At 65.1% G+C, this 24,458-nt stretch carries 26 protein-coding genes and 1 pseudogene; 8 read left to right on the forward strand and 19 right to left on the reverse strand.

Annotated elements, in window-relative coordinates; genetic code table 11:
• Nucleotides 1-8 precede the first annotated feature (8 nt).
• Entirely contained in the window at nt 9-263 is a 255-nt protein-coding gene (locus QN239_RS23210) for an MbtH family protein (protein WP_499013998.1), read from the reverse strand.
• A gap of 114 nt (nt 264-377) precedes the next feature.
• Here QN239_RS23210 and QN239_RS23215 point away from each other — a divergent pair, with 114 nt between their 5' ends.
• Nucleotides 378-1,322, forward strand: a complete 945-nt coding sequence (locus QN239_RS23215) for a methionyl-tRNA formyltransferase (RefSeq protein ID WP_499014001.1) — start codon at nt 378-380, stop codon at nt 1,320-1,322.
• 81 nt (nt 1,323-1,403) lie between these two features.
• Here QN239_RS23215 and QN239_RS23220 read toward each other — a convergent pair whose 3' ends face one another.
• Nucleotides 1,404-2,735: a lysine N(6)-hydroxylase/L-ornithine N(5)-oxygenase family protein gene (locus QN239_RS23220; RefSeq protein ID WP_499014003.1), complete on the reverse strand. Its 1,332-nt coding sequence runs from the start codon at nt 2,733-2,735 to the stop codon at nt 1,404-1,406.
• Nucleotides 2,735-3,142 carry an aspartate 1-decarboxylase gene (gene panD, locus QN239_RS23225; protein ID WP_499014005.1) on the reverse strand — a complete coding sequence of 136 codons (408 nt, stop codon included), beginning with the start codon at nt 3,140-3,142 and terminating at the stop codon, nt 2,735-2,737. Before panD ends, QN239_RS23220 begins: the two co-directional genes overlap by 1 nt.
• Before the next feature lie 76 nt (nt 3,143-3,218).
• Between panD and QN239_RS23230 the strand changes: the two genes are divergently transcribed.
• The gene (locus QN239_RS23230) at nt 3,219-4,229 is read left to right on the forward strand and encodes an iron-siderophore ABC transporter substrate-binding protein (protein WP_499014008.1); all 1,011 of its coding nucleotides are present in this window, start codon (nt 3,219-3,221) and stop codon (nt 4,227-4,229) included.
• On the opposite strand, the gene QN239_RS23235 is transcribed toward QN239_RS23230, so the two are convergent.
• Genes QN239_RS23235 through QN239_RS23250 form a run of 4 tightly spaced genes read right to left on the reverse strand, consistent with a single transcriptional unit; the run spans nt 4,226 to nt 7,993 of the window.
• Entirely contained in the window at nt 4,226-5,044 is an 819-nt protein-coding gene (locus QN239_RS23235) for an ABC transporter ATP-binding protein (protein WP_499014010.1), read from the reverse strand. The genes QN239_RS23230 and QN239_RS23235 overlap by 4 nt on opposite strands.
• A gap of 12 nt (nt 5,045-5,056) precedes the next feature.
• Nucleotides 5,057-6,115, reverse strand: a complete 1,059-nt coding sequence (locus QN239_RS23240) for a FecCD family ABC transporter permease (RefSeq protein WP_499014013.1) — start codon at nt 6,113-6,115, stop codon at nt 5,057-5,059.
• Nucleotides 6,112-7,143: an iron chelate uptake ABC transporter family permease subunit gene (locus tag QN239_RS23245; RefSeq protein WP_499014015.1), complete on the reverse strand. Its 1,032-nt coding sequence runs from the start codon at nt 7,141-7,143 to the stop codon at nt 6,112-6,114. The genes QN239_RS23240 and QN239_RS23245 overlap by 4 nt, the downstream gene beginning before the upstream one ends.
• Nucleotides 7,144-7,156: 13 nt before the next feature.
• Nucleotides 7,157-7,993 carry a siderophore-interacting protein gene (locus QN239_RS23250; RefSeq protein ID WP_499014017.1) on the reverse strand — a complete coding sequence of 279 codons (837 nt, stop codon included), beginning with the start codon at nt 7,991-7,993 and terminating at the stop codon, nt 7,157-7,159.
• Nucleotides 7,994-8,196: 203 nt separating this feature from the next.
• Here QN239_RS23250 and QN239_RS23255 point away from each other — a divergent pair, with 203 nt between their 5' ends.
• Entirely contained in the window at nt 8,197-9,306 is a 1,110-nt protein-coding gene (locus tag QN239_RS23255) for a GGDEF domain-containing protein (RefSeq protein ID WP_499016942.1), read from the forward strand.
• Nucleotides 9,307-9,408: 102 nt separating this feature from the next.
• On the opposite strand, the gene QN239_RS23260 is transcribed toward QN239_RS23255, so the two are convergent.
• The 6 genes and pseudogenes from QN239_RS23260 to QN239_RS23285 all read right to left on the reverse strand — a co-directional run bounded on the left by QN239_RS23260 (nt 9,409) and on the right by QN239_RS23285 (nt 12,451).
• A complete protein-coding gene (locus QN239_RS23260; protein ID WP_090355150.1) occupies nt 9,409-9,567 on the reverse strand; it encodes a DUF6131 family protein in 159 nt (52 codons plus the stop codon).
• A 167-nt stretch (nt 9,568-9,734) separates the two neighbouring features.
• A complete protein-coding gene (locus tag QN239_RS23265) occupies nt 9,735-10,541 on the reverse strand; it encodes a transglutaminase-like domain-containing protein (protein WP_090355153.1) in 807 nt (268 codons plus the stop codon).
• Nucleotides 10,542-10,796: 255 nt separating this feature from the next.
• Nucleotides 10,797-10,955 (reverse strand): DUF6307 family protein, encoded by a 159-nt coding sequence (locus QN239_RS23270; RefSeq protein ID WP_170847159.1) that lies wholly within the window; start codon nt 10,953-10,955, stop codon nt 10,797-10,799.
• Between the two features lie 274 nt (nt 10,956-11,229).
• Nucleotides 11,230-11,631, reverse strand: a pseudogene (locus QN239_RS23275) (DUF5994 family protein); the annotation flags it as partial.
• Nucleotides 11,632-11,928: 297 nt separating this feature from the next.
• The gene (locus QN239_RS23280; RefSeq protein WP_499014020.1) at nt 11,929-12,165 is read right to left on the reverse strand and encodes an ANTAR domain-containing protein; all 237 of its coding nucleotides are present in this window, start codon (nt 12,163-12,165) and stop codon (nt 11,929-11,931) included.
• Nucleotides 12,166-12,226: 61 nt separating this feature from the next.
• Entirely contained in the window at nt 12,227-12,451 is a 225-nt protein-coding gene (locus tag QN239_RS23285; RefSeq protein ID WP_499014023.1) for a hypothetical protein, read from the reverse strand.
• A 35-nt stretch (nt 12,452-12,486) separates the two neighbouring features.
• Between QN239_RS23285 and QN239_RS23290 the strand changes: the two genes are divergently transcribed.
• From QN239_RS23290 to QN239_RS23300, 3 genes are all read left to right on the forward strand, one after another.
• A complete protein-coding gene (locus QN239_RS23290; protein WP_499014026.1) occupies nt 12,487-13,194 on the forward strand; it encodes a GAF and ANTAR domain-containing protein in 708 nt (235 codons plus the stop codon).
• A 124-nt stretch (nt 13,195-13,318) separates the two neighbouring features.
• Nucleotides 13,319-13,996: a GAF and ANTAR domain-containing protein gene (locus QN239_RS23295; RefSeq protein WP_499016944.1), complete on the forward strand. Its 678-nt coding sequence runs from the start codon at nt 13,319-13,321 to the stop codon at nt 13,994-13,996.
• Between the two features lie 25 nt (nt 13,997-14,021).
• On the forward strand, nt 14,022-14,777 hold the full coding sequence (locus QN239_RS23300) for an ANTAR domain-containing protein (protein ID WP_499014029.1): 756 nt from the start codon (nt 14,022-14,024) through the stop codon (nt 14,775-14,777).
• A gap of 52 nt (nt 14,778-14,829) precedes the next feature.
• Here QN239_RS23300 and QN239_RS23305 read toward each other — a convergent pair whose 3' ends face one another.
• The 3 genes from QN239_RS23305 to QN239_RS23315 all read right to left on the reverse strand — a co-directional run bounded on the left by QN239_RS23305 (nt 14,830) and on the right by QN239_RS23315 (nt 17,292).
• Nucleotides 14,830-16,227: a phenylacetate--CoA ligase family protein gene (locus tag QN239_RS23305; RefSeq protein WP_499014031.1), complete on the reverse strand. Its 1,398-nt coding sequence runs from the start codon at nt 16,225-16,227 to the stop codon at nt 14,830-14,832.
• Between the two features lie 5 nt (nt 16,228-16,232).
• Entirely contained in the window at nt 16,233-16,832 is a 600-nt protein-coding gene (locus QN239_RS23310) for a hypothetical protein (protein WP_499014034.1), read from the reverse strand.
• Nucleotides 16,833-16,989: 157 nt separating this feature from the next.
• A complete protein-coding gene (locus QN239_RS23315) occupies nt 16,990-17,292 on the reverse strand; it encodes a hypothetical protein (protein ID WP_499014037.1) in 303 nt (100 codons plus the stop codon).
• 415 nt (nt 17,293-17,707) lie between these two features.
• Here QN239_RS23315 and QN239_RS23320 point away from each other — a divergent pair, with 415 nt between their 5' ends.
• On the forward strand, nt 17,708-20,314 hold the full coding sequence (locus QN239_RS23320; protein ID WP_499014040.1) for a cation-translocating P-type ATPase: 2,607 nt from the start codon (nt 17,708-17,710) through the stop codon (nt 20,312-20,314).
• A complete protein-coding gene (locus QN239_RS23325; protein ID WP_499014042.1) occupies nt 20,311-21,522 on the forward strand; it encodes an LLM class flavin-dependent oxidoreductase in 1,212 nt (403 codons plus the stop codon). Before QN239_RS23320 ends, QN239_RS23325 begins: the two co-directional genes overlap by 4 nt.
• Here QN239_RS23325 and QN239_RS23330 read toward each other — a convergent pair.
• From QN239_RS23330 to QN239_RS23340, 3 genes are all read right to left on the reverse strand, one after another.
• Nucleotides 21,449-22,339 (reverse strand): LLM class flavin-dependent oxidoreductase, encoded by an 891-nt coding sequence (locus tag QN239_RS23330; RefSeq protein WP_499014045.1) that lies wholly within the window; start codon nt 22,337-22,339, stop codon nt 21,449-21,451. The two genes, QN239_RS23325 and QN239_RS23330, sit on opposite strands and share 74 nt — an antisense overlap.
• A 216-nt stretch (nt 22,340-22,555) precedes the next feature.
• The gene (locus QN239_RS23335) at nt 22,556-23,125 is read right to left on the reverse strand and encodes a hypothetical protein (RefSeq protein WP_499014048.1); all 570 of its coding nucleotides are present in this window, start codon (nt 23,123-23,125) and stop codon (nt 22,556-22,558) included.
• 2 nt (nt 23,126-23,127) lie between these two features.
• Complete coding sequence (locus tag QN239_RS23340; RefSeq protein WP_499014051.1) at nt 23,128-24,243, reverse strand: matrixin family metalloprotease; 1,116 nt, start codon at nt 24,241-24,243, stop codon at nt 23,128-23,130.
• Nucleotides 24,244-24,458 lie beyond the last annotated feature (215 nt).

The following is a 24,458-nucleotide window of genomic DNA, read 5'->3' on the forward strand; positions in this document are numbered from 1 at the left end:
GCCGGTGCTTACGATGAGCCGTCACCCAGCGCCGGGCCGTCCGCCGCAGCCATCCGCAGCCGAAGGCTTTTCGGCCGCATGTCCGTCCAGTTCTGCTCGACGTAATCCAGACAGGCCTGGCGGCCGGTCTGGCCATCGGCGCCGAAGGCGATGGTCCATCCACCCGGCACCTGCTTGAACGTGGGCCACAACGAATGTTGTTCCTCGTCGTTGACCAGCACATAGAACGTCGCGGTCTCGTCGTCAAAGGGGTTGCCCGACACAAAGTCTCCTCAGCAGTGCGTGGCTGTCGGCGTGCCTGTGGCACGCCCGCCTGAACCTGGACACCCTATCAAAGGTTAGGCTTGCCAAAGACAGCCGGATACAGAAGGTGAGACATGCGGGTAGCAATGTTCGGGTACCAGACCTGGGGACACAAGACCCTGGAGGCACTCATCAAATCACCTCACGAAGTCGTGCTGGTCGTCACCCACCCGCCGAGTGATCAGCCCTACGAATCGATTTGGGCGGATTCCGTCGAAGATCTGGCCCGCGACCACGGTATTCCGGTGTGTTTGGCCCAACGACCCGATGATGCCCTGATCGAGCGGGTCCGCAGCGCGCAGCCCGACATCATGGTGGCCAACAACTGGCGGACCTGGCTGCCGCGCGAGTTGTTCGACCTACCACCGCACGGCACGCTCAACCTGCACGATTCGATGCTGCCCCGGTTCACCGGATTCTCGCCGGTGATCTGGGCAATGATCAGTGGTGCCAACGAGGTTGGACTGACAGCTCACCGGATGGACGACGACCTGGACACCGGCGATATCGTGCTGCAACGCGCCATCCCGATCGGTCCTGCGGACACCGGAACCGAGTTGGTGCGCGCCACCATCGACCTCATTCCCGAGGTGCTGATCGAGTCCCTCGACCTCATCGAACGCGGCGCGGCCACCTGGACACCCCAGAACCTCGATGAGCGCACGTTCTTCCACAAGCGCTCGGCACGCGACAGTCTCATCGACTGGCGTTGGTCCGCAGTGGAATTGGACCGCTTCGTGCGCGCCTTGTCCGACCCCTACCCGAATGCGGTCACCTACTACCGCGGTGAACGAATCCGGATCCTCAAAGCCGCGGTATCGCGTTACCGATACGGAGGCACACCGGGTCGCGTCTTCATCGCCGAAGGCGACGGCATGGTGATCGTCACCGGAGCCCAGGCCCACCGCGGACAGGAGCCCGGCCTGGTGATCCACCGGGTTCGCCTGGACGACGGTACCGAACTGCCCGCCCTGGAGTACTTCGGGCGCGGCGGCGGGTACCTGACCGATCATCCGTGAACCTCCGGTAGCGGGGTTGGATTTCTCCAACCCCGCTACCGTGCCAGCGCTTTCGCGATCGGGTCAGTGCCCTCCGAACGATCAGCGACCTCCGACCAAATCGTGGGTACGCCGACCGGCCTCCACGCGGCGCGCGATGGACTCGACGATCTCACCGCTGCGGACCGCGACATTCGACAGCAGCGATGAACTCAGTCCGTGCGTGTGCTCGGTGCCGCCCTGCAGGTAGATGGCGCCGGAGATGTCCCGGGACGTCCGCAACCGATAGTCGCGGGTCAATTCGGGCAGATCCACCCCGAATTCGCCCGCCTGGTACAGGTCGCCGAGTATCTCCGGCAACGGCATCGGGATGAAGCCCGTCGCGTAGACCACTGCATCGCAGTCCAACACCTCTACCGTGCGAGTGGGGTGATGCTCGATCGTCACCCGGACACCGGTGTCGTGCTCCACGGTGCCCTGCACGCTCGACGCACCGCGGAAGAAGAGCCGGCGCTTACCCGCGACCCGCTCGGCGTACTCGCGGGTGTAGAGCTCCTCGATGAGCGGCAGATCCACGCACGAGTAGTTGGTGGCCCGGTGGTAGTCCATCAGCCGCTGCCGGACCGTCGGCGCGGCCATGTAGAAATCGTCGACTGCGGCGGGATCGAAAACGCGGTTGGCGTAAGGACTGTCGTCCGCCGGGCTGTAGCCGTACTTGGCGAATACCCCGTGCACCTCCGCATCGGGGTAGGTGACGTGCAGATAATCGGTGACCTCGGCCGCGCTCTGGCCGGCCCCCACCACGACGAACCGGTGATTGGTCGTCGAGGGTACCTTCGGGAGCTTGGTGAGTAGCTCGTGATTGTGGAACTGCCGCGCAGTCTCGGTGACCCCGATCGGCAACTGCGCCCGCAGCCCGCCTGCGAGCACCACGGCGCGGGCCCGCAGCGTGGATGACTGACCATCGCGTACGACATCGATGGCGAGCCAGTCTCCCTCATCACGCACCGCCAGCGCGCGGGTGCCGTAGTGCACCGTGGCTGCGACCCGCGCCGCCGCCCACTCCAGGTAGTCGTGGAACTCGAGCCTGGTCGGGAAGAACGTCTGGTGATTGATGAAGTCACTGAGTCGGCCACGGTCGGTCAGATAGCTCAGGAAGGTGTACCTGCTGCGCACGTTGCGCTGGCTGGCCAAGTCCTTCAGGAACGAGATCTGCATCGTCGTGCCGGGAATGAGCATTCCTGTGTGCCAGCCGAATTCCGGCTTTGCCTCGATGAACTCGGCGGCGATGGCCGGATTGGGGCCCCGGTCGTGGTTGTGTTCCTCGATCGCAATTGCCAGACCGAGGTTCGACGGGCCAAAGCCCACGCCGACAACGTCGAGCACGCGGCCTATCGCGTTGCCAGAATCGCCATTTCCGGAACTGAAGGACATCAGGCTCCCGCCATCTGGTTGATCGCACCGGGCACCGGCTCGGAAGGGTCGGAGCCCAGGGCCACGATGCGATTGCGCTCATCGACGTGCACCACCCGGGGTGCGTGATCGGCGATCTCCCGGTCGTCGAGGGTCCGGAAGGACATGATGATGACCAGGTCGCCCGGATTGATCAAATGCGCTGCCGCCCCGTTGATCCCGATCACCCCGGAGCCGGCCACTCCCGTGATCGCGTACGTGGTCAGGCGCGCACCGTTGGTGATGTCCACGACGTCGACCTGCTCGCCCTCGAGGATATCGGCGGCTCGCATCAGGTCTTGGTCGATGGTGATCGATCCTACGTAGTGCAGATCGGCCTGGGTGACGGTGGCGCGGTGCACCTTGCCCCCCAGCATGGTTCGGAACATATGTCCCTCCAACAGTTGTTAAGTTAATTCGCACCCGATTGGCAGTCAGCCACGGAGCGTAGGTTAACCTAACCTTATGTCGCTTACAAACCTCGGAATGGTCTTCCGGCGTACCACCATCATGTTGGCCGCTGCGGCGCTCGGCACCGGCCTCTTGGTCGGCTGCGGCGGGACGACCGCCAAGAACGAGAACGCCGCTTCCAGCACCACGGCGGCTGCGGAATCCGTCTCCATCGCACATAAATTCGGCGAAACCAAGGTTCCCGCCAACCCGCAGCGGGTGGTCACGGTGGGCTGGAACGACCAGGACGATGTGCTCGCCCTCGGCGTCGTGCCGGTGGGTACCCGCAGCTTTTTCGACAACTACAACGACTTCCCGTGGGTGAAGGAGGCCACCGACGGTAAGGGTGTGCCCGTCATCCCGGGCGACGAGATCAACTACGAGGCCATTGCCAAGGCAAAGCCGGACGTCATCTTCGCCATCTACGAGACCATCGACAAGAAGACCTACGACCAGTTGTCGCAAATTGCGCCGACCGTGGTCCAATCCGACAAGTACGCCGACGAGGAAACCCCCTGGGACGTGCAGCTTCTGACGATCGGCAAGGCCCTGGGCAAGGAGACACAAGCGCAGACCCTCGTCGACAAGGTCAAGGCGAAGATCGACGAGACCAAGACCGCGCACCCCGAGTTCGCCGACAAGACTCTGGTCGCCGACTACACCACCGAATTGAACTCGCAGTACCTGCTCCCGGCCGGCGATCCGCGTCGTCAGTTGTTCGACGCGATGGGCTTCAAGGCCCAGCAGGACTCCGGTGACGTGTCGGACGAGAAACTGTCCCTGCTGGAGGGTGACGTGCTGTTCGTCAACGGCCTCTCCAAGGAACAGGTCGCAGGATCTCCGGCGTTCTCCCGGCTGAAGGTCGTACAGGACGGCCGCACGCTGTATGCCGGTTCGGACTCCACGCTGAGTGGCGCGCTGACCTACAGCGGACCCGAAGCGCTGCTGTACGCGCTGAACGTGCTGACCCCGCAGCTGAGCAACGCGCTGACGGGCAAGCCGGTCACCGACCTGTCGAATTCTTAACGCGTACCCCGGGTGTCCGCCCGCTCCTTGTCGCGAGCGGATGCCCGGGGTATCACCAACGGCGTCCCGGTCTCCGGGTCGTCGATGATCTGACATCTCAGGCCGTAGACCTCCTCGACCAGTTCCGCGGTGATCACCGCGTCCGGATCACCTTGGGCCACAATAGAACCCGACTTCATGGCGATGATCCGGTCGGCGAACCGGCAGGCATGGTTCAGATCGTGCAGCACCGCCACGATGGTGCGGCCCTCGGCGGCGTTCAGTTCCACGAAGAGGTCCAGCAGTTCGATCTGGTGGGCGATGTCCAGATACGTGGTCGGCTCGTCGAGCAGGATCACCTGCGTGTCCTGCGCCAACACCATCGACACCCACACCCGCTGCCGCTGCCCGCCGGAGAGCTCATCGACGGGCCGGCCGGAGATCGCGGTGACACCGGTGGCCGCCATGGCGTCAGCCACCGCCTGCTGGTCGGAACGCGAGTACTGCCGTAACACCCGCTGATGCGGAAACCTGCCGCGTGCCACCAGGTCTGCGACCGTGATGCCCTCGGGGGCGATGGAGGTCTGCGGCAGTAGCCCCAGCTTGCGGGCAACATCCTTGGTCCGCAGCCCGGCGATATCGGCACCGTCGAGAACGACCTGACCGGCCACCGGACGCAGCAACCGCGCCAGCCCCCGCAACAGGGTGGACTTGCCGCAGGCGTTCGGCCCGACGATCGCGGTGATGGCGCCCTCGGCGATATCCACCGTCAATCCGTCGACGATGCGACGATCGCCGTACCCCAGCGACAAGCCGCGTGCGCCCAGATCCGTCATTGCACTTCCCCTCTACTGCCGCCGGGCCTGCATGACAAGCAGCCAGATCAGATACGCCCCGCCGGCCACCACGGTGACCGCGCCCACCGGAAGTTCGGCCGGGGCAAAGATTCTCAGAGCGATCAGATCGCTGGACAGCAGCAGGAACGCGCCCATGACCGCCGACGAGATCAGCCCGACACCCGGTGTGCCCACCACCCGACGGGCCAGTTGGGGTGCGGCCAGCGCCACGAACGAGATGGGCCCGGCCGCCGCAGTGGCCACCGCGATGAGCAGCACGCCCACACCGAAATAGGCGATGCGGGCTCGCTCGGGCTGAAGTCCGAGACCTCCGGCCGCGTCGTCACCCAACTGCAGGATCGACAACTGCGGGCCGATCGGCACCAGGATGACCACCACGATCGCGACACACACCAGCACGGGCACAGCCTGTTCCCAGCGCAGCCCGTTCAGGGTGCCCTGCTGCCAGACGGCCGCCGTGATCGCCTGGTGCAATTTGATTTTCAGGATGATCCACTGATTCAGTGAGCTGAGCATGGCGCCCACGCCGATACCGACGATGATCAGCCGGAAGCCGGCCATCCCGTTGCGGTAGGCCAGGAGGTAGACCACCACCGCGGTGAGCAGGCCACCGATCACCCCACCGAGGGCGGTGAGGTAGTACCCGCCGCCGAAGGCGCCGATGACCACCAACGCACCGGCGTAGGCGCCGAAGTTGAACCCGATGACATCGGGACTGCCCAGCGGGTTTCGGGTCAGCGCTTGGAAGATGGCGCCCGACATGCCCAGGGCCGCACCGATCACCAGGGCGAGCACAATTCTGGGCAGTCGCCATTGCAGCACCAGGACATTGACGAAACCCTGTTCCCGACCGGTCAGCACGCCGATCACCTCGGCGGGTGACACCGGGTACTCCCCCACGCCGAGCGCCAGCACCGCCAGGACCAAGGCCCCGAACCCGAGTGCCGAGAGCACGACAATGCTGCGCCACGATGCCCGCAGTGCCAGTGTCGGTTCACGGCGTAGCACCAGCTGAGGACGCCCGAAATCGACAGGCTCGAGCCGATTCACAGGCCGCTCGCCTTGGTACGACGGACCAGCCAGATCAACACCGGGGCACCGATGAACGCGGTGACGATGCCGGCGGGCAGTTCCCCCGGTGGCACCACGATCCGACCGACCACATCGGCTGCGAGCAGTAGCGCCGGCGCGGCGAGCACACAGTAGGCACAGATCCAGCGCCAGTCCGGCCCGGTGAACCATCGCACGGCGTGCGGCACCATCAGCCCCACGAATCCGATCGGCCCGGCCGCCGCCGTCGCAGCGCCGGTCAGCAAGGTCACCGCCAGCAGCCCGAGCACTCTGGTGCGGACCACGTTGCCGCCCATGGCCACCGCGAGATCATCGCCGAGCGCGACGGCGTTGAGCCCATGGCTGACGTACAGACACAGCACCGCACCGACGATGACGAACGGGACGACCGTGGCGGCGACCTCCAATGGCCTGCCGTCGAGCGCGCCGGCGTCCCAGAATCGCATCGAGTCGAAGGCCCGCGGGTGACGCAGCCGGATGGCGAACGAGATCCCGTCGGCCACCGCGCCTATCGCGACGCCGGCCAACAGCATCCGCACCGGCGTTGCCGTCAGCCGGCCGGACGCGGCCACCCCGTAGACCGCGAGCATCGCCACGAAGGTGCCGAGAAAGGCGAACCAGAGGTAACTCGACAGCGAGTGAAAGCCCAAGAACGCGATCGCCGACACCACGAACAGCCCGGCAACCCCTTCCAGGCCCAAGATCTGACTGTCGGCCAACGGGTTGCGGGTGATGCCCTGGATCAGCGCCCCGGACAGGCCGAGCGCGATGCCGACGACGATGCCCAACACGGTGCGCGGGATGCGCAGTTCATACACGATCCACTGGTTGCCGGTGTCGGTGTAGTCGGTCACGGCGTGCCAGACCGTGGACAGATCGACGGTTTGTGTGCCGACGGCCAGGCTCAGAACGCACACCAGCAGCAGCACCGCAGCACAGAACGCCAGTCCGGCCAGACGCCTGCGCTGCGGGGCACCGAGTTCGGGTTCCGCGGTCGCTATCGCCATGAGCTACAGCTGCCTACAGACCCACGCGCTCGAGCGCCAGGTCGTATTCCTCGGCCGCGGCCTTCGCACTCTTACCCTCGGCCAACGCACGCTCGTAGATGGCTTCGACCTCGACACTGACCGCCTCGTACTTGCGATCCCAGGTCTCGGAGTCGAAGCGCCAATAGCCGACGATGTCGTATTGGTCTGCCACCCAACCATATTCGCTGCGCAGGTACTTGCGGACCATGCGGGTGGCCTGCGCTTCCCCTGCGAACCAGCAGTATCCCCGGCCGCCGGGATGTGGGTGGGCGCGGACCAGCTCGGGCAGCCTGCTGGGGGCGAGTCCGTTCCCGGTGCCGATGGTGACCACGACGGGAATATCGGACCGCTGCGGCAGATAGTTCAGATCGGCGCGGTCGACGACCTCCACGATCGCTGCGGCCTCGGTATCGGCCGGAAGTTCGTCCAGTATGCGGGCCAGTGCCGGAAGGCCGGACAGGTCAGCCACCAGCAGCTGCCATGAGGTGGCCGGCTCGGGTCGGTACCAGCTGCGCGCGTGGTCCACCGCGACCCGCTGGCCCGGGGTCGCCCGCCGTACCCATCGGGTGGCCAGCCCGCGTTCATGCAGGACGAAGTCGCAGGTGACCTCCCGTCCGTCACGGCGACGCACGCTGTAATTGCGGCCCTCGGGTTCACCGTCCATCTCTGGCGGACCGGGCTGCCCCGGCTCGGGAAAGTAGATGCCGAGTGCGGCGTCGCCGGCGTCGGGCAATCCGAGCGAGTCCAGATCCGGCACCTCGAACACCACCCGGCGGATATGTGGGCCGATATCGCTGACTTCGGTGACGATACCCTGCGCGGTTCCCATGCAGTGCAGGCTAACCTAAGCAACGCCGACTCAGGCAGCCGCGCACGCCGACCGGGCTTCGGCAACCGTTCACACAATGTGACACCACACGATGGCGCAGCCTTCCGCGGCCGCGCGCCATCTCAGCGAACCGCCGGTAAGGTGACTTCGCAGTTGGCGCTGTCCCCCACCGCAAGCAGAATCGAAGCCCGCAGGAGGTGGGTCTGAACGCCCCGCTGGTATCGCCCAGGCCGAGCGACGGGTACGACGATCGGTTCACCGAAGTCGACTATCTACGCGGCATGGAACGCCTGGTGCATGCGGTGCAGGAATTGTCACTCGCGCGCAGCCTGTCCGACATCCAGCGGATCGTGCGCACCTCGGCGCGCGAGCTCATCGGCTGCGACGGCACCACCTTCGTGCTGCGCGACGACGGGATGTGTTACTACGCCGACGAGGACGCCCTTGCCCCGCTGTGGAAGGGCGGCCGCTTTCCCATGACGACCTGTATCAGCGGGTGGGTCATGCTCAACCGCGCCGCCGTCGTCATCCCGGACATCTATGCCGATGCCCGTATCCCGCACGCCGCGTACCGCCCGACCTTCGTCCACAGCCTGGTGATGGTACCGATCCGCACACTCGACCCGGTCGGGGCGATCGGCGCCTACTGGGCTCAGGAACGTGCCGCGACCTCACGCGAAGTGTCCCTGTTGCAGGCCCTCGCGGACTCCACTTCGATCGCCATGGAGAACGTGCGTATCTACGCGGAGTTGGAGCAGCGGGTGCGTGATCGCACCGCCGATCTCGAGCGGGCGAACGAGGAGATCCACCAGATGTCCCTCACCGACGACCTGACTGGGCTCACCAATCGCCGCGGCTTCTACCTTCTCGGCGAGTCCGCGCTGCGCGCGGCCCGCCGGAACAACCACCACTGTCTGCTCGCCTATATCGATGTCGACGGGCTCAAACGGGTGAACGACGAGCTGGGACATGACGCCGGCGACTCACTCATCGCCGACGTGGGTGAGGTGCTGCGGACCATGCTTCGCGAGTCGGACATCCTTGCCCGGATAGGTGGTGACGAGTTCTGTGTGCTGGTCACCGAACCCGGCCGAGACACGGCCGGACTCAAGGATCGTCTGGCCGAGGCGTTCGGGACGTTCAACACGACGCAGGCACGCCCCTATCGGTTGTCTGCGAGTGTGGGCCTGGCCCTGACCCATCCGGAGTCCTCACCCACCCTGGATGAACTACTCACCCTCGCCGACGAGCTCATGTACGCGGACAAGAAGGCCGCTGCCGAGTCACGGGCCGGCGGAGTGAACACGGGTTGAGTGGCCGCACACGGGCTTCGGGTCATCCGCGTGCCGAAGTGCCCCCGGCCAGAACGCTGAGGGCACTTCGGTATACGACGGTCGCGCGGCACTACCGCGCGATCAATACCAGACTTTTCGGCCCCCGATCGGGCGCCCGATCTGGCCCAGAACCAATAGCACCAGGCCTACGACCAGAACGATCCAGCCAATGGTGGCGATAACGGCCGGGACCGGCAAAAGATAGCCGATCGCGATGAGGATGATGCCTAAGACGATCACCTGACGCTCCTAAAGTTATTGACGACTCCGACAAAGGATGGGATACCCAGGAGCGGCGGGTTCTAATCCAGCCGTCTCATCCAGCCGCCTGATCTAGACATCGTCAACGACGGCGCGCAGCGCGGGCCGGGGCATGGCGATCGAAGGCAGACCCGACCGTCCGGCCATCAACCGATCGACACCAACTCATCGAGGGGGTCGAACGGCAGGTCCTGATTGGTCGTCGCGGTCACCACCATGTTGGTGAGGGTGATCGAACCGCCGTGATTGTCGAGGAAGGCTGTGTCCGCGGCGTCGCGTCCGGTGGCGATCCGGACCAGCGTCTGGCGCGGCGCCAGGCAGGTGGCATCCACGACGCGCCACTGCCCGTCCACGAAAGCCTCGGCGACGGCGTGAAAATCCATGGGGACGCAACCCGGCGCGTACGCCGCGACCAGGCGGGCCGGGACGTTCACCGCCCGCAGCAGCGCGACGACCAGATGGGCGTAGTCGCGGCACACTCCCGCGCCCGCCAGCAAGGTGTCCTCGGCGCCGTCGATGGGGTCGCTGGATCCGGGCACATAGCTCAAACGGGCCCCGACCCAGGATGAGATCTTGGCCAACAGCGTTGCCTTGTCGCTGAATTGACCGAACTCGAACCCGGCGAAACCGAAGAATTTGTCCGATTCGGCGTATCGGCTCGGCCGCAGATACTGGGACAGGTCGTAATCGGTGACCGGTGCGGGTTCGCTCCGGCCGACGATCGTCGCGGCGTAGTCGACGGTCAGCCAGCCCGCGGCTGCTTCCAGTTTGTGGATCCTGTTGCCGTGTACACCGGTGATCTCCTCCGGACAGACCGACTGTCCGTTCAAGACGAAGGTCAACGACTCCGATACCTGCGCTCCGGGATGCGGAGCGACGGCAATTTGAAACTCCAGGGCAGCCGGGGCGGCGATGTCCACGTCGAGATGGGCTCCGACCTCACGGATGAGAATGCTGATGGTTTCCGCCGATCCATATGTTCACGAGAACTGCTACGGCGGCGTGCCGACAGTGCCACGCCTACATGCTTGATTCCGGCTCACCTTAGCGAGGCGAGCAGTGGCACGCCCGCTACGGACCGATGAAAGAAGGATCGGCCCCGACCTGTGGTCGGGGCCGATCTTCAAAAACAACATCTGACCTGCGCAAACACATTTTCGGAGCGCCAGAGGCGGTCAGGGCACCACTCCTGGCCCAGTGCGATCGCTCTAGCGGATCTTCTCGGGGATGGTGTCGAGCGCATGCAGCACCTGCACGGCGAGCTTGCCGGCGCTGTCGTCATCGAGGGTCGCCGAGGTCAGCAGAGTCTCTTTGACGAGTTCGACGCGCCTTTGGTAGGGCGTACGGATGGTTGTCGGGGCGTTCATGGCGTCCTGTTCCGTCAAGCCTGTTAGGTCAAATATGACACCGCTCAACACTCTCTACGCTACTCCCTGGCGACACTGCATGTGACACATCGCCGACCGGGACCGAGTGCAGTCCCGCCGGCTCATCGAATCAACTGGTACACAGATGATCTCGCGCGAGAACGAATACGTCGCCGGCAGCATCGGTGGGCGCCGGTCAAGTTCCCATCGCCATCAGCGATGGACGCTGTGTGGCCGACGGGCGCTGTATGGCCTCAGACGCATCCACATCGGCTGGTTGCGCCGCAGCCATCATCTTGCTGTGCGCGGAACCAGCCTCCTCACCCGGCGGAATGACCTCCACGATCACGCGTTCCCCGTCCAGCCCGAGAATCTCGATCGTGCCGGCAGGTTGCCGCACATATCCGTCGAGACGAACGGTTCGGCCACCTGTGACGAGCTTGCGTGGCGGCGCCGTCCACTCATTGACGTTGTACAACACTCGCTCGATACGACCGAGACGAACCGACAGCACTGCCAACAGATCAGGCAACTCGGCAGCAAGGTCGCCGTCGTGCGGCCACCACGCCCCGTCCGACCGGCCCTGCGGGGGCGCCTTGGGCTTCAGGCGCAGTCGCGGCGTCTCCGCCGGAACCGTTCCGTTCGAATCATTCTTGCGTGACTGGTGTGACGTCATGACGACGGTCCATTCTTGGCGATCAGCCAGATACTTCGGATCAGCGATGACACGGCTCTAGTTGGCCAGGTGTGCGGGATACCGCCGATATCGTCCAGTATACGCCGAGCGGCAACAGCGCAGCAGACGCAAGGTCCATGACCGCCCCGCCGAGCCGAAGGCCAGACCAAACCTTTTGCAGCACCTATGGTTTCGTCGATGTCAGTTGGCGGACCGGACACCGCGACACGAATGCGGCGATCACACCGCTCGGGACCACAGGGAAACGAATCCGGTTGTGACGGCGCGTTCTCTCCCCTACAGCAAATGACCCCAGCGGCGATGCACCTCGGCGCCACACCCTGGAGGCAGGGTGCCGTCGGCGGCCTCTATCAGCGCGGTGGCGAGGTCGATCGCCTTCACCCGTGATTCGCGCACCGCATCACCGAAGTCCGTGAGCGCGTCGTCCTGCGAGCAATTGCACAAGGCCATCAGCACCCCGATCGCAATCTCGACCTGTCGGCGCTCTTCAATCCCGGCAATCAGATCGGACAACGTGAACGTTGCAGCGACCCCGGGCTCCACCCACCCGGTGCCGCCGTCACTCGAAACGAGGTCAGCGATTGCGGGCTCGCTCGGCGGAACGGAGTTCGGTCATGCGTGCCCCCTGTGATGAGATGCCGCTCATCGTAGACAGGTGAATCGGCAACTGGTTCCGCTTCGCCGGATCTCGCGGCGGAGGGATGATCGACTTCAGTTCGCGGATTGCCATCACGACCACGCCGTCACCTGTACGCTGAACGGCTGAATATGTTCTGGCACTGTTCTTCTCGCTGACCATCGGTTCCATTGCGACCAGACCGTTAGAGTGACGGTGTGCCCACGTACCCGCAGTCCATCGCCGCACAGCTCGCGGCGCTGGTGGCTGAGGTCCATCGTGGTACCGCACCGGAGGCCGCCGGACTTCGCGATCTGATCGACAGCGCATGCCAACACGTGGCCGGCGCCCAGTATGCGGGCATCACGGTGGCCGACCGTGCGGCCGGCATCACCACGGTGGCGGCTTCGCATCGTTATCCCGCGCTGTTGGACGAGATCCAGCAGCGCTACCAGGAAGGCCCCTGTGTCTCGGCCGCCTGGGAGCACGCCACGATGCACATCCACGACCTCGAGACGGATCATCGCTGGCCCCGCTACCGCCACGATGCGTTGAGCCAAAGTCCCATCCGCTCGGTGATGGCCTTCGAGTTGTTCGCCGACGGTCCCACGATGGGTGCCTTGAACTTTTACGCCGAACAGCCGCACGCGTTCGACGACGAATCAATCGAACTCGGACTGATCTTCGCCACCCACGTTTCGTTCGCATGGGCAGTCGTACGGCGTCAGGAGCAATTTCGCAGCGCACTGGCCAGCCGCGACCTCATCGGTCAGGCAAAGGGCATGATCATGGAGCGGTATCGCGTCGATGCCGTCCGCGCTTTCGAACTGCTGAAGAGCCTGTCCCAGATATCGAACAGCAAGGTGGTCGACGTCGCGCAGGCACTGATCGCCGCCGAATTCCCACCACCGGCCTACCGCCGGTGACGAGTAGCCTGCAAAGAGGGCACGTGAATCGAGGGACGATGATGGCGAAGTGCATCGCGGTTCTCCACGGCTCGGGCGCGGTGGCCTGACGGTGGCCACCATCGAGGAATCGCTGCTGGCTGCAATGGGTGACCATCGCGGCTCGGCTGCCGCGGATCGGCTGTGCGAGTCGTGTGTGGCACTACTGGGCATCGACGCCGCGGCGATATCCCTGGTGTTCGACGGCACCAATCACGGGACGCTCGGCGCCAGCGGTGCCGCGGCCCGCCGGTACGACGAAGCGCAGTTCACCTACGGTGAAGGACCTTGCCTGGACGCCGTCGCCCGCCGCGCGCCGGTGGTGTCCGTCGATCTGGCTGATCCTTCCGAAATTCGTTGGCCTGCATACGGTCCGGCAATGCTCGCCAATCGCATACATGGGGTCTACGCCATGCCGATCGTGGTGGCGGGCGAGTTCGTCGGTGCCTTGGACTTCTTCCAGGCAGACCCGATCGGGTTGGCGCCCCAGCAGGTGGCCGGAGTGGTGGCGGCCGCCGAACTGGCGCGGATCCCGATGCTTGATCTGCTCGATCGGAAGCTGCACGACGCGGCCGTCATCCCCGGGAGCGACGCGTGGTCGGAGTTCAACGTGCTGACCCGGGCGGAGGTGAGCCAGGCCACCGGCATGATCATGGCGCAACTCAATATCCCGGCCCACACTGCGCTCGTTCGGCTGCGGGCACATGCGTACGCGACCAATCGCAGCGCCACCGAGGTGGCCCGCGACATTCTGGCCCGGCGACTGCGACTGGAGGCCGACTGATGACCGGCGCGGGAAGGGACCTGTCATGACCGAGGCACCGCGGGAGACCCGCGTTCTCGAAGCAGTGGTGTCGTTGGTGGACAGCCTGCTCGATGATTTCGACCTAGTCGAGAACTTGACCGACCTCACCCACCGTTGCGCGGCGCTTCTCGACGTGGATGCGGCCGGTCTGCTGCTCGCCGACCCGCACCGGCAGTTGCACCTGATGGCCGCCACCTCAGAGCAGTCCAGCGATCTGGAGCTGTTTCAACTGCAGGCCGAGGAAGGTCCCTGCCTGGACTGCTTTGCCGGCGGACGACCCGTTTCGGTCCCGGATCTTCCTCTCCAGGCGCACAGGTGGCCACGGTTCGTGCCGGCAGCCACCGAGGCCGGATTCGCGTCCGTCCATGCCGTACCGATGCGCGCGGCCGGCACGGTGTTGGGCGCACTCGGGTTGTTCGGTGCCGACACCGGCGACCTCAACGAGGCCGACCTGCTGGTGGCCCAGACGCTGGCCCACGTCGCGTGCGTGGCGATCCTGCAGGATCACGCACCCACGCCGGCGACCGTGGTGCCACGCTTGCAGACTGCGTTGACCAGTCGCGTCGTGGTGGAGCAGGCCAAGGGTTTCCTGTCCGAGCGGCTGCACGTCTCGGTCGAGAACGCGTTCGGCCTGCTGCGCGGCTACGCACAGGCCCACCGGGTTCACCTGACCGCGGTGGCGCGCAGTGTGATCAGCGACCCCGACGCCCGCGAGACCATTCTGTCCACGATCGGTGCCGCAACCGCGCCGTCGGCCTGACACGGGGTGTCCACACAAGGAATCCGCCAGGTGTTGCTTGTGCGTCGTCGGCTCACTGACGCCGAGGTGTGAGCTCGGAGTAGACCTGGCGGAACTTTCCGCTGAGCGGATGCGGCGCGGGCAACTCGTCCGCCTTCTCAATCGTGATCGTGGTCGCCCCGTGAGCAGACAAGAAGGCCGCCAATCGGTTTCGTAACTCTGCCCATACCACTTCTTGATCGTCGCCGTCCTTCACGCGCAGACGCACCGTCAGACTCAACGGTGTGCGTTGAATGAGCTGGCAGCCAGCCACGCCGGGAGTTTCTTCGGCCACTGTCGCGATGGCCAGTGGAAGGATCTGGACCTCGTGGCCCTGCGGTGTGGGAAACGTCAGGATGTCGTCGGTGCGACCGACCACGTCAATCGACGGAAAAGGGCTCCCGCAGATGCACGGGACTGCATCCATCGTCACTCGGTCGCCCATGTGGTAGCGGATGATCGGTTGAATCCTGTTGGCCAGATTGGTGATCAGCACACCGTCGGAGAGATGCCCAGCCGGAACGGGACGGTTGCCCGCGTCGACGGGTTCGACGATGTACCAGTCGCTGTTGATGTGCAGCCGTTGCGCGGTGCATTCGTAGGTCAGGCCGACAGCTTCGGAAGATCCGTAGTAATTGCCCACCCGACAGTCGAACGCCGTGCCGATCAGCTGACGTTTGGCGGGCGCCAGCGTCTCGCCGGCGGCGTTGATCAGCACAGGGTGGATATGTAGCCGCCCGGCTCGCTGCTCGTGGGCCAGCGTTTCCAGCGCGCTGGGGTAGCCGCCGAGTACGACAGGTGCAAAGGCATTCAGGTCTGAAACCAGTTCGGCAAGCGGTTCCAGGGCTGAGAAGATGCGCTGCATTCTCCTTCGCGACGGAATCTTCCGGATGCGTCGAGCCATCATCGTGTTGCCGAGAAAGTGCCCTCCGGTGACGAAAACCGCGGCAAGTCGGCCACGCCCGCGCACCAGCGCCCACGCCAGTCCCCGCGAATGCCAAAACACCGACAGAGATCGGACGTACCCCAACACGTTGTAGACAACCAGCGCGGTGTGATCGTGCAGCAGGATCGCCGGAATGCCGGTTGCTCCGGACGTCGTACACACCACATATCGATCCAGAAAGTCGCGCCCGACGTTGCCCGAATCGGCAAGGAACACCTCGATTCGTGCCTTGGTCACCGCCGGGTCGGTCACCCAGTCATCGAAGTGGCTCATCAGCTCGGCCTTGGTGACCACGGGCAATTCACCGATGCCGGAGAGTAATTCAGGCACATTGCGGTAGATGCGGCCGTAATATGTGGAGTGCGCCCGAGCGTAGGCGACGATCTTTTGCAGGCGCTGTCGCTGACGTCGTTCGATGCCCGCTCGCCCCTCACGGATGCAACGATGGGCGTCCCACGACACACCGGCATACGTCAGCCCGCACACGTGCGCTATCCGTCTTCCCTCAACTGAGCAGTACGTGGGGTCTGCGAGAGCACGCCCAGGACCCGCGGTGGCGGGGTGACCAACACCGTCTGGCGCTCCCCTCGCAGTTCTGCGGCGAGATCATGTTCGAGTGCCGGCAGCGTCAATCCTCGACGCTTCAGCTCCCTACCGAGCGCCGCGATGAACAGGCCCTCGCCGCTGCGGCGACACCCCAGAACGGCACGCTCGTTCATCACATCTCGCGTCAGCGCCGTCGCCGGGCAGGTGGCGACCACCTCCAGCGAAGCGCGCATGTCGAGGGTGGTGCACACCCCGCACGACGGCGAGGCGCCGATCCCGACGATGCCGGCTACCGTGATGCCCGCCCGTTCATAATCGGCCACATCGTGTGCGACCCGCCACGCCAGACGCCGGTAAACGGCCTTGGTCCACCAGAGGAACACGGTGAGCAATCCACCGCGCAGTGCATACAGCGGTCGGCCTTTGGAGTGGTAGAGCCGCAGGCTGCGGCGTTTGAGCACGCCGCCCCACGCCAGCCGCTCCGGGCACGGCAGTTGATGAATGCCATAGCCCGAAGTGATCAGCTCATCGATGAGCTCGGCCACCCCCCCCCCCCCCCCCCCCCCCGGGCCGGGTAGCTCCACCGGCGTAACGGGTGTTCTCGTTCAAAAGGCAGTGCGATATCAAGACGACGCGGCGACTGCGTTCGTCGCGTAGCTGGTCGAGCAGTAGCCGGGCCGGCTCTGGGGCTTTCGACACGGATCAGTGGGTCACGAGCGACGGGCCACCAGCACCCTCAGATTGCTTGCTCTGTCCTTCGGTCGCCGCGGTCGGCGGTTCCTGCAGCTGCGCTCGCGCGTTGGAGGTCCAGCCAACGTACCCGAGTGCCAGACTGACGGCTGAGTAGACAGCGGCCTCGGTCCACATGTATCCGACACCCCACCTCCTGCCGAGGAAGACTGGCTCGTCGACGATGCCCCGTGACGTGGCCACGGCATATGCGGCGTGCGCGTATGCCAGCGCCGCGAACGATCCGGAGAAGAATTTGCACACTTCGCGGTTCATGATGTTCCCTTTCCCTGTTTCAGGCGATGGACCGCCGTCGGGATCGATGCGGCGTGAGCGCTTCCGCGATCCGGATCTGCCCGCCCTTGTCGCGTCGCTTTTCACCGCCGGCGACCTGCATTTGCCAATTCAGCCTGGACTTCCCCACGCCCCGGCGGCTAGGGACAGAAGTCCCTAGCCGCTGGGGATTCCGGCCATCAGGGAGCCGGTTCAGGACTTTTGGCACTAGCTCGACAGGTCGAGGGCTGGCTTGACTTGCGGCAGTGCCGGTGCGAAGGAGTCAGTTCATGTCGATTGCGACGAAGGCGGCCGCCGTGACCACGGCCGGAGCATTGCACCACCTGCCGGTGGCGCACGTGGAGAGAGCCTCGGAACAACTGCCCCCAGGGCTTCGCACCGTGCTTCTCCCGGGGCAATGACGAGCGCCGAGTGCGATTCGTCGGCCACCGTTGCCGACGTGGTCAGCGGGTTGACGTCGGAGCAGGCCGCGATCCGGCTGGCGGCCGACGGACCGAATGAGTTACCGACCGCCAAGCAGCGCAACATATTCCGGGAAGCCTGGAGCGTAATCCGTCAGCCGATGCTCCTGCTTCTACTGGCCGCGGGCACGGTCAATTTCCTGCTGTCCGACCCGCTCGACGGCGCGATGTTGATGGCCTTCGTGATCGTGGTGATCACGATCACGATCTACCAGGAGCACAAGACACAACGGGCCTTGGCCGCGCTGAGGGAATTGTCGTCGCCACGGGCGCTGGTGGTCCGAGACGGCGAGCAACGACGCGTCACAGGCCGGGAGGTGGTGCGGGGCGACCTGCTGCTGCTGGCCGAGGGCGATCGGGTGCCCGCCGACGCGGCGTTGGTCGAATGCGCCAACTTCTCGGTCGATGAATCAGCGCTGACCGGAGAGTCCGTGCCGGTCCGGAAGGTGGCGATCGAGCCTTCAGCGCTCTCGACGACCATGGGGCGGGCTGGTGGCGACGCGACACCCTGGGTGTTCTCCGGGACCCTGGTGGTCAAAGGGCACGCCCTGGCCGTCGTCAACGCAACCGGCGTGAACACCGAGTTGGGAAAGATCGGCGCTGCGCTGCGGACCATCGAGCCGCAGCGCACCCCGCTACAACGCGAAATAGACCGGTTGGTAAGGGTATTGGCCGGCTTCGGCGCGGCTGCCGCGATTGTCGTGGTCACCGTCTATGGGTTGACTCGCGGCAACTGGCTGGCCGGGCTGCTGGCCGGCATCGCGACCGCGATGTCGCTGCTGCCCGAGGAGTTTCCGGTCGTGCTGACCGTATTCATGGCACTCGGCGCGTGGCGGATGTCGCGCAAGCATGTCCTCACGCGCCGGCCCCCGGTGGTCGAGACACTGGGATCGGCGACCGTCTTGTGCGTGGACAAGACCGGCACCTTGACGTTGAACCAGATGACGGTGCAGCAACTGATCGTCGACGGACAGACGTTCACCTGTGATGAGCACCCACTTCCTGAGGTGTTTCACCCCATCGTGGAGTTCTCCGTGCTCGCCTCCCCGATCGATCCCTTCGATCCCATGGACAAGGCGTTCAAGCAGCTCGGTGAGCGGTACCTGTCGGGGACCCCGTACCTGCACACCGATTGGGAACTGGTCCGGGAATACCCACTATCCGAACGACTGTTGGCGCTCTCACACGTGTGGCGCTCACCGACTCAGGACCACTTCGTCATCGCCGCCAAGGGTGCGCCCGAAGCGATCGCCGATCTGTGTCACCTCGACGGCGACCGACTTGCGGCGCTCACCACGCACGTAGAGCACACCACCGCCGGCGGCCAGCGTGTACTTGCCGTGGCCTGCGCACGATTCGACGCCGACGATGCGCTGCCCGCTCAGCAGCACGATTTCGAATTCGAGTACCTGGGATTGGTCGGCCTGCAAGACCCGGTTCGCCCCGGCGTAGCCGACGCCGTCGCCGAATGCCGACGCGCAGCGATCCGGACCATCATGATCACCGGTGACTATCCCGGCACCGCGCTGGCCATCGCCCGCGAGATCGGGCTCGATGTCAGCGCCGGGGCCATCACCGGCGCTGAACTGCAGGGGATGTCCGAAGGTGAACTGGCCCAGCGGATTCAGTCGACGAATGTGTTCGCCCGGATGGTGCCCGAGCAGAAGCTTCAGCTCGTCCGGGCACTGCAGGCCAACGGCGAGGTGGTCGGAATGACCGGGGACGGGGTCAACGACGCTCCCGCGCTACGCGCCGCCGACATCGGCATCGCGATGGGTGCCCGCGGCACCGACGTCGCCCGGGAATCTGCCGCATTGGTGATCACCGACGATGATTTCAGCTCGATCGTGGGCGGCGTACGTCAGGGCCGTGGCATCTTCGGCAACTTGCGCAAGGCCATGTCCTACGCCATCGCGGTGCACGTACCGATCGTGGGCATGTCTCTCATACCGGTGTTCATCGCGGACTGGCCCCTCGTCCTGCTGCCCGTCCAGATTGCGTTCCTCGAGCTCATCATCGATCCGGCCTGCTCGGTGGTCTTCGAGGCCGAGCAGATCGATCCGAACATCATGGAATCACCGCCACGCGGACTGCATGAGCCGATGTTCGACAGGCAGGTGCTGGCCGTCGCTGCGCTACAGGGCTTGTCGGTATTGGTCGCCACCGTCGCGGTGTATCTGTGGGCCGTCCTCGGCGGCCAACCCGACGACGTGGCCCGCTCGGTCACCTTCGCCACGCTGGTCATCGGCAATCTGGCGCTCATCCTGGTGAATCGCTCGTGGCGACTACCGGTGTGGCGGACCTTCCAACAGCGGCGCAATCCGATGGTGAAGTGGATTCTAGGCGGGGCCGCGCTGCTACTCGCCGCTGTTCTCTCCGTTCCAGGATTGCGCCATGCCTTCAACTTCGGTCCCGTCTCGCTCGCCCAGTGGGGCGCGGCGATCGTGGCCGGGATGATCGGCGTCGCCTGGTTCGAGGTCTACAAGGTGGTCATCGCACATCGCCACGCGCAACTGCGGGACAACGCGGATAGGCCATCGTGACCGGCCCGGGGATCGCGGTCGGACTTCAGCTGGGCACTCAACCCCCGCTCGGCGTCACCCGTGCGTTCTTGCTCGGGGCGCGCGCGATGCGGCTGGACTCGGTGATGCTCATCGACCACTTCCAGAACATCTTCCCGAGCGCGATCTGGGATGAGGACCTGACCTGGCTGGCCAGGCAACGTCGCACACCGCACGAGTTCTTCGACTACCAGGTGCTGCTCGGCTACCTCGCATCGCGGATGGGGCGACTGCGTCTGGGCGTCGGGGTGACCGAGCCGATCCGGCGTCATCCGGTACTGATCGCGCAGGCCATGATGACGCTGTCGCACCTCACCCAGAGAGCTCCGATCCTCGGCATCGGTGCCGGGGAGCGGATGAACATCGACCCCTATGGTCTGGACGCCTCCGATCCGGTCACCCGCTTGGAGGAGGCACTCCAGATCATTCGACTGTGCCTGAGCTCCAATGAACCAATCACTTTTTCCGGCAAGCATTTCCGCCTCGACCATGCACGCATGGAGCTCAAACCCGCGCGGGGCAGGACACCACAGATCTGGGTCGCCGGGCACGGTGCGCGCATGCTCGGGTTGACCGGACGCTACGGGGACGGGTGGTACCCGACTGCCGTGGTGTCGCCACATGAGTACGCGACCAAACTCGCGACCGTACGAGCCGCGGCACGCGACGCCGGGCGCGACCCCGCCGCGATCACGCCCGCACTACATCGCTTCGCGGTGATCGCTCACACCGAGCACGAAGCCCGGGCCATGCTCGAGACGAAGGCGATCCGCTCGCTGGGCCTCATGGCGCCCGCCGAGGTGTGGCGCCAAGCCGGCGCCGCGCACCCGTTCGGCGAGCACTTCAACGCCCTCGTCGAGTTCGTGCCCGACCGCTACGACCGTCGGACCATCGACGAGGCCATCGCCGCCGTACCAGCCACCCTCATGGCCGAGGGCCCCCTGCTCTGGGGAACTCCCCCACAGGTGGCGGCCAAGTTGCGGGCATTCGGCGATTCCGGGCTGCGCCACGTAGTCCTCGCGCCCGTCTCCGGCCTGGTGTCCAAACACGCAGCCCTCTACGGACTTTGGGCCGCCGGGCGAATCGCGCGATCGTTGCGCGGAACCCCAAGTCGCCTCACCGGCGATGCTCGGCGACCGCTTGCCGCACCGCGGGCACGACCTCCTCGGCGAAGCGTCGCGTCTGAGTGAAGTCGTCGTCGGGCGCACCGAAGATGAAGGTGTCCATTCCGCTCTCGACGGCGAGCGTCGTCAGGTTGTCGGTCCACTGCGACAGCGGTCCCCGGAACGGATCTCCGGATGCATCTGTGCCGATCTCGCCGAACACGTTGTAGGCCCGCACGATCGAACTTGGATTGCGGCCCACCTCGGCGGCACCGCGGTCGATCTGGGCGTTCATTGCCGGAAGTGCCGTTGGCGGGAAGTAGGAGTTCGACGGAAGCCACCCGTCTGCATGGCTGCCGAGGTAGCGCAGCAGCTTTGGTCCGCCGACGCCCAGCCAGATCTGCATGTCGTGGGCCGGCTGCGGCCCCGGGTGTAGACCCTTGAGCCGGTAGAACTCCCCGCCGTAACTGACAGACCGCTGCCCCGACCACATCAGCCGCGTCACCTCGACGGCGTCGCGCAACGCCTGGGCGGCCTCCCCCGGCGAGCGCCGCGGACCACCCATGGCAACGACGGCGTCCCAGAACGCCCCGGCTCCCAGAGCCAGTTCCATCCGGCCGCCGGAGATGACATCCAGGCTCGCCGCCGCCTTGGCGATGACGGCGGGATTGTGCAGCGGCAGGTTGGCCACGTCGGGTACCACCCGCACCCGTTCGGTGCGCGCCAGCAGCGTCGCCATGAACGCCCAGGCGTCAAGGAAGTGCTTCTGATACGGATGGTCCTGTACCCCAATGAAGTCCAGGTGTTCGTCGGCGAGATCGGCGATCGCATAACTGTTGTCGAGGAGGTCTGGACTGGGGGTCACGAACACCCCGAAACGGAGCTCTCGTCCATAGTCGGTCATATCGGGTCCCCGTTCCGTTCCGTGCGCATCATCGCATCCACCCGCCGGCCACGTCGAGCGTCGATCCGGTGATGGAGGAAGCGTTCTGCGACAGCAGGAACGCGACCTTGACAACCTCGCCACGAGTCAAACCGGCATCACTGCTACCGCCTCACCCACACCAGAGCCGGCCACGACCCACACTGAGCCACTATTCCCTATTGCACAGCGTGGGACTCATCGCATCAAATCCGCCACCCGCAGCGTTGCATCCTTGGCCTGATCGATCACGTACTCATCGCCGATGAATTGCACCTTGAACGTTGGAGTGAAATAGGTCAAGTTCACCTCGCAACCTGGCTCGTACCGCTCAGCGCTGCCGTCATAGATGACGAAGACCGCATCCGAACGTTCCTGGCCGTCTGGCTTGGCCAGCGAGTACACCGGCATCATGGAAGTGGACGGATCCCAGACTCCCTTCTGGTCGTATATCTCCTGCACATCGATCGGGCCATATTTCGCTCCGATGAGAATGCTCTTTCCTGTTGGCTTGTCTTCCCACCGACACATGGCACCGTTTTCGATGTCCTCTTGGGTTCGGTTTAGGTTGACCGGTTCCAGGTTGGCGACTAGGCCGTGAAGCGCATCGCCAATCTGCGCGCAAGTCGGCAGGTCGGGTGCGCTCACGGCCGGCTGGTCGCCACCGCCGGAGTTGTTGTCACCGCAACTCGTGGCCATAAGGACCGCTCCAATCATGATCAAGGCGAGGATGCTGTTGCGTAGCGTGTTGCGTTGGGTGGCGGACATGTCTATGCGCACCCTCTCGGAGCAGACGAAGGGTAGGCGGTGATGATCTTCCCGCCGCCACCGTCAATTATGACGTTCGCCCACAGTGTTTTCCCGGTCAGTTCTCCGTTTTTGAGGATGTTCTTCTCAAAGAGCAGGTAGCCGATGACGAATGTCCCGTTGGACTCTGCGTAGCAGACGGTCATCGGGTGTTGCAGCGCAACTTCGATGCTGTGATCAGCGTTGTCACGCCAATTGTATCTACCGTCGATTCGATCCCAATCGCCTTCGTGGCCGTCGGCTATGTGGCGGTACCCGTTTTTAAGATCTCCGCAATACAGGGTGGAGGTGCCTTCGACCATGGCGTGGCCGGGGGTGTTGATGGGTGCGCGGGCGAAGGTGCGCACGGTCTTGTCTTCCGGTGAGGTGCGCCCGCATGCTCCCCAGGTCTGTTGTTCGGAAACATTGGGGGTTTTTGGTCCGCTTGTGCAGGCTTGTTGCAGCGCCGCGATATCGGCAGCTTGCGGACCACCCTGGGGCTGACCACCAGGGTTCATCAACGCCGCAGGATCGTCCGAATGCGCCAGACCGAGGGCGTGGCCGAGTTCATGGGCCAACACCGACGCCAACTCCTGCACAGACAAGTTGTCCGGATTGACCCGTATTCGCGCAGGGGTCGTATCGCTGCCGGAGGTGTATTCGGCGATGCCCACCGTGGGATCGCGGGAGAACTCGATCACCACCGTCGGTGAGGCTCCGGTCGCGCTGGCCTCAGTGATGGGAACCGAGCCCGCATTCACCCATTCCTGAGCAGCCTGCCCCGCGGCCGCCGCCGCCTCGGGGCTCGCCGCGTACACCACTTGCCCGTTGGTCACCGCTGACGTGTTCAGGGTGCAGTCCGACTGCCGGTCTTGCTCGGGTTGTGACGACTGTTGAGGTTCTGCCGTTGCCGATGGCTGCGGAACATCCCGCTGGCTCTGCTGCACCTGCGCCTGGGATGGCGCCGACTGGAGCGGTCGGTCGTAATCCGGCGGCTGGGTGCCGTGTACCGGCTGCTGGCGCTGTGGGTAGGACTGTTGCGGGTACTGCGCAGCCTCGCTGTAGTCGGGCGCGTGCACGGACGGCGAGTTGATGTCCACGCCGTAGTCAGACTGACCCGGCGCGGGATAAGAGCCGCCGTTGTATGCCCCTGGCGGACTGGGCATCCCGGGTGGCTGGAATTGGCCGCCGTTGCCTCCGTCACCGCCTGGCCCTCCAGTGGGGCCGGTTGGATCAGCGGTCGCCCCGGGCAGTGCCGATATCGTTGACCCCCCATGGTCGTTGGTGGTGGTGATGACCGCAGCGAGAAACACAG

Origin of the sequence: Mycolicibacterium sp. Y3 (genome assembly GCF_051188035.1) — a bacterium.
Classification (GTDB): Bacteria; Actinomycetota; Actinomycetes; order Mycobacteriales; family Mycobacteriaceae; genus Mycobacterium; species Mycobacterium fluoranthenivorans.

Excerpts from the sequence above, each read along its gene's own strand:
- QN239_RS23215 (WP_499014001.1), top strand. The coding sequence starts at position 378 with ATGCGGGTAGCAATGTTCGGGTACCAGACCTGGGGACACAAGACCCTG.
- QN239_RS23220 (WP_499014003.1), bottom strand. The coding sequence starts at position 2,735 with ATGTCCTTCAGTTCCGGAAATGGCGATTCTGGCAACGCGATAGGCCGC.
- panD (WP_499014005.1), bottom strand. The coding sequence starts at position 3,142 with ATGTTCCGAACCATGCTGGGGGGCAAGGTGCACCGCGCCACCGTCACC.
- QN239_RS23230 (WP_499014008.1), top strand. The coding sequence starts at position 3,219 with ATGTCGCTTACAAACCTCGGAATGGTCTTCCGGCGTACCACCATCATG.
- QN239_RS23235 (WP_499014010.1), bottom strand. The coding sequence starts at position 5,044 with ATGACGGATCTGGGCGCACGCGGCTTGTCGCTGGGGTACGGCGATCGT.
- QN239_RS23245 (WP_499014015.1), bottom strand. The coding sequence starts at position 7,143 with ATGGCGATAGCGACCGCGGAACCCGAACTCGGTGCCCCGCAGCGCAGG.
- QN239_RS23250 (WP_499014017.1), bottom strand. The coding sequence starts at position 7,993 with ATGGGAACCGCGCAGGGTATCGTCACCGAAGTCAGCGATATCGGCCCA.
- QN239_RS23270 (WP_170847159.1), bottom strand. The coding sequence starts at position 10,955 with ATGAACGCCCCGACAACCATCCGTACGCCCTACCAAAGGCGCGTCGAA.
- QN239_RS23285 (WP_499014023.1), bottom strand. The coding sequence starts at position 12,451 with ATGGTCAGCGAGAAGAACAGTGCCAGAACATATTCAGCCGTTCAGCGT.
- QN239_RS23295 (WP_499016944.1), top strand. The coding sequence starts at position 13,319 with ATGGGTGACCATCGCGGCTCGGCTGCCGCGGATCGGCTGTGCGAGTCG.
- QN239_RS23300 (WP_499014029.1), top strand. The coding sequence starts at position 14,022 with ATGACCGAGGCACCGCGGGAGACCCGCGTTCTCGAAGCAGTGGTGTCG.
- QN239_RS23315 (WP_499014037.1), bottom strand. The coding sequence starts at position 17,292 with ATGAACCGCGAAGTGTGCAAATTCTTCTCCGGATCGTTCGCGGCGCTG.
- QN239_RS23320 (WP_499014040.1), top strand. The coding sequence starts at position 17,708 with ATGACGAGCGCCGAGTGCGATTCGTCGGCCACCGTTGCCGACGTGGTC.
- QN239_RS23330 (WP_499014045.1), bottom strand. The coding sequence starts at position 22,339 with ATGACCGACTATGGACGAGAGCTCCGTTTCGGGGTGTTCGTGACCCCC.
- QN239_RS23335 (WP_499014048.1), bottom strand. The coding sequence starts at position 23,125 with ATGTCCGCCACCCAACGCAACACGCTACGCAACAGCATCCTCGCCTTG.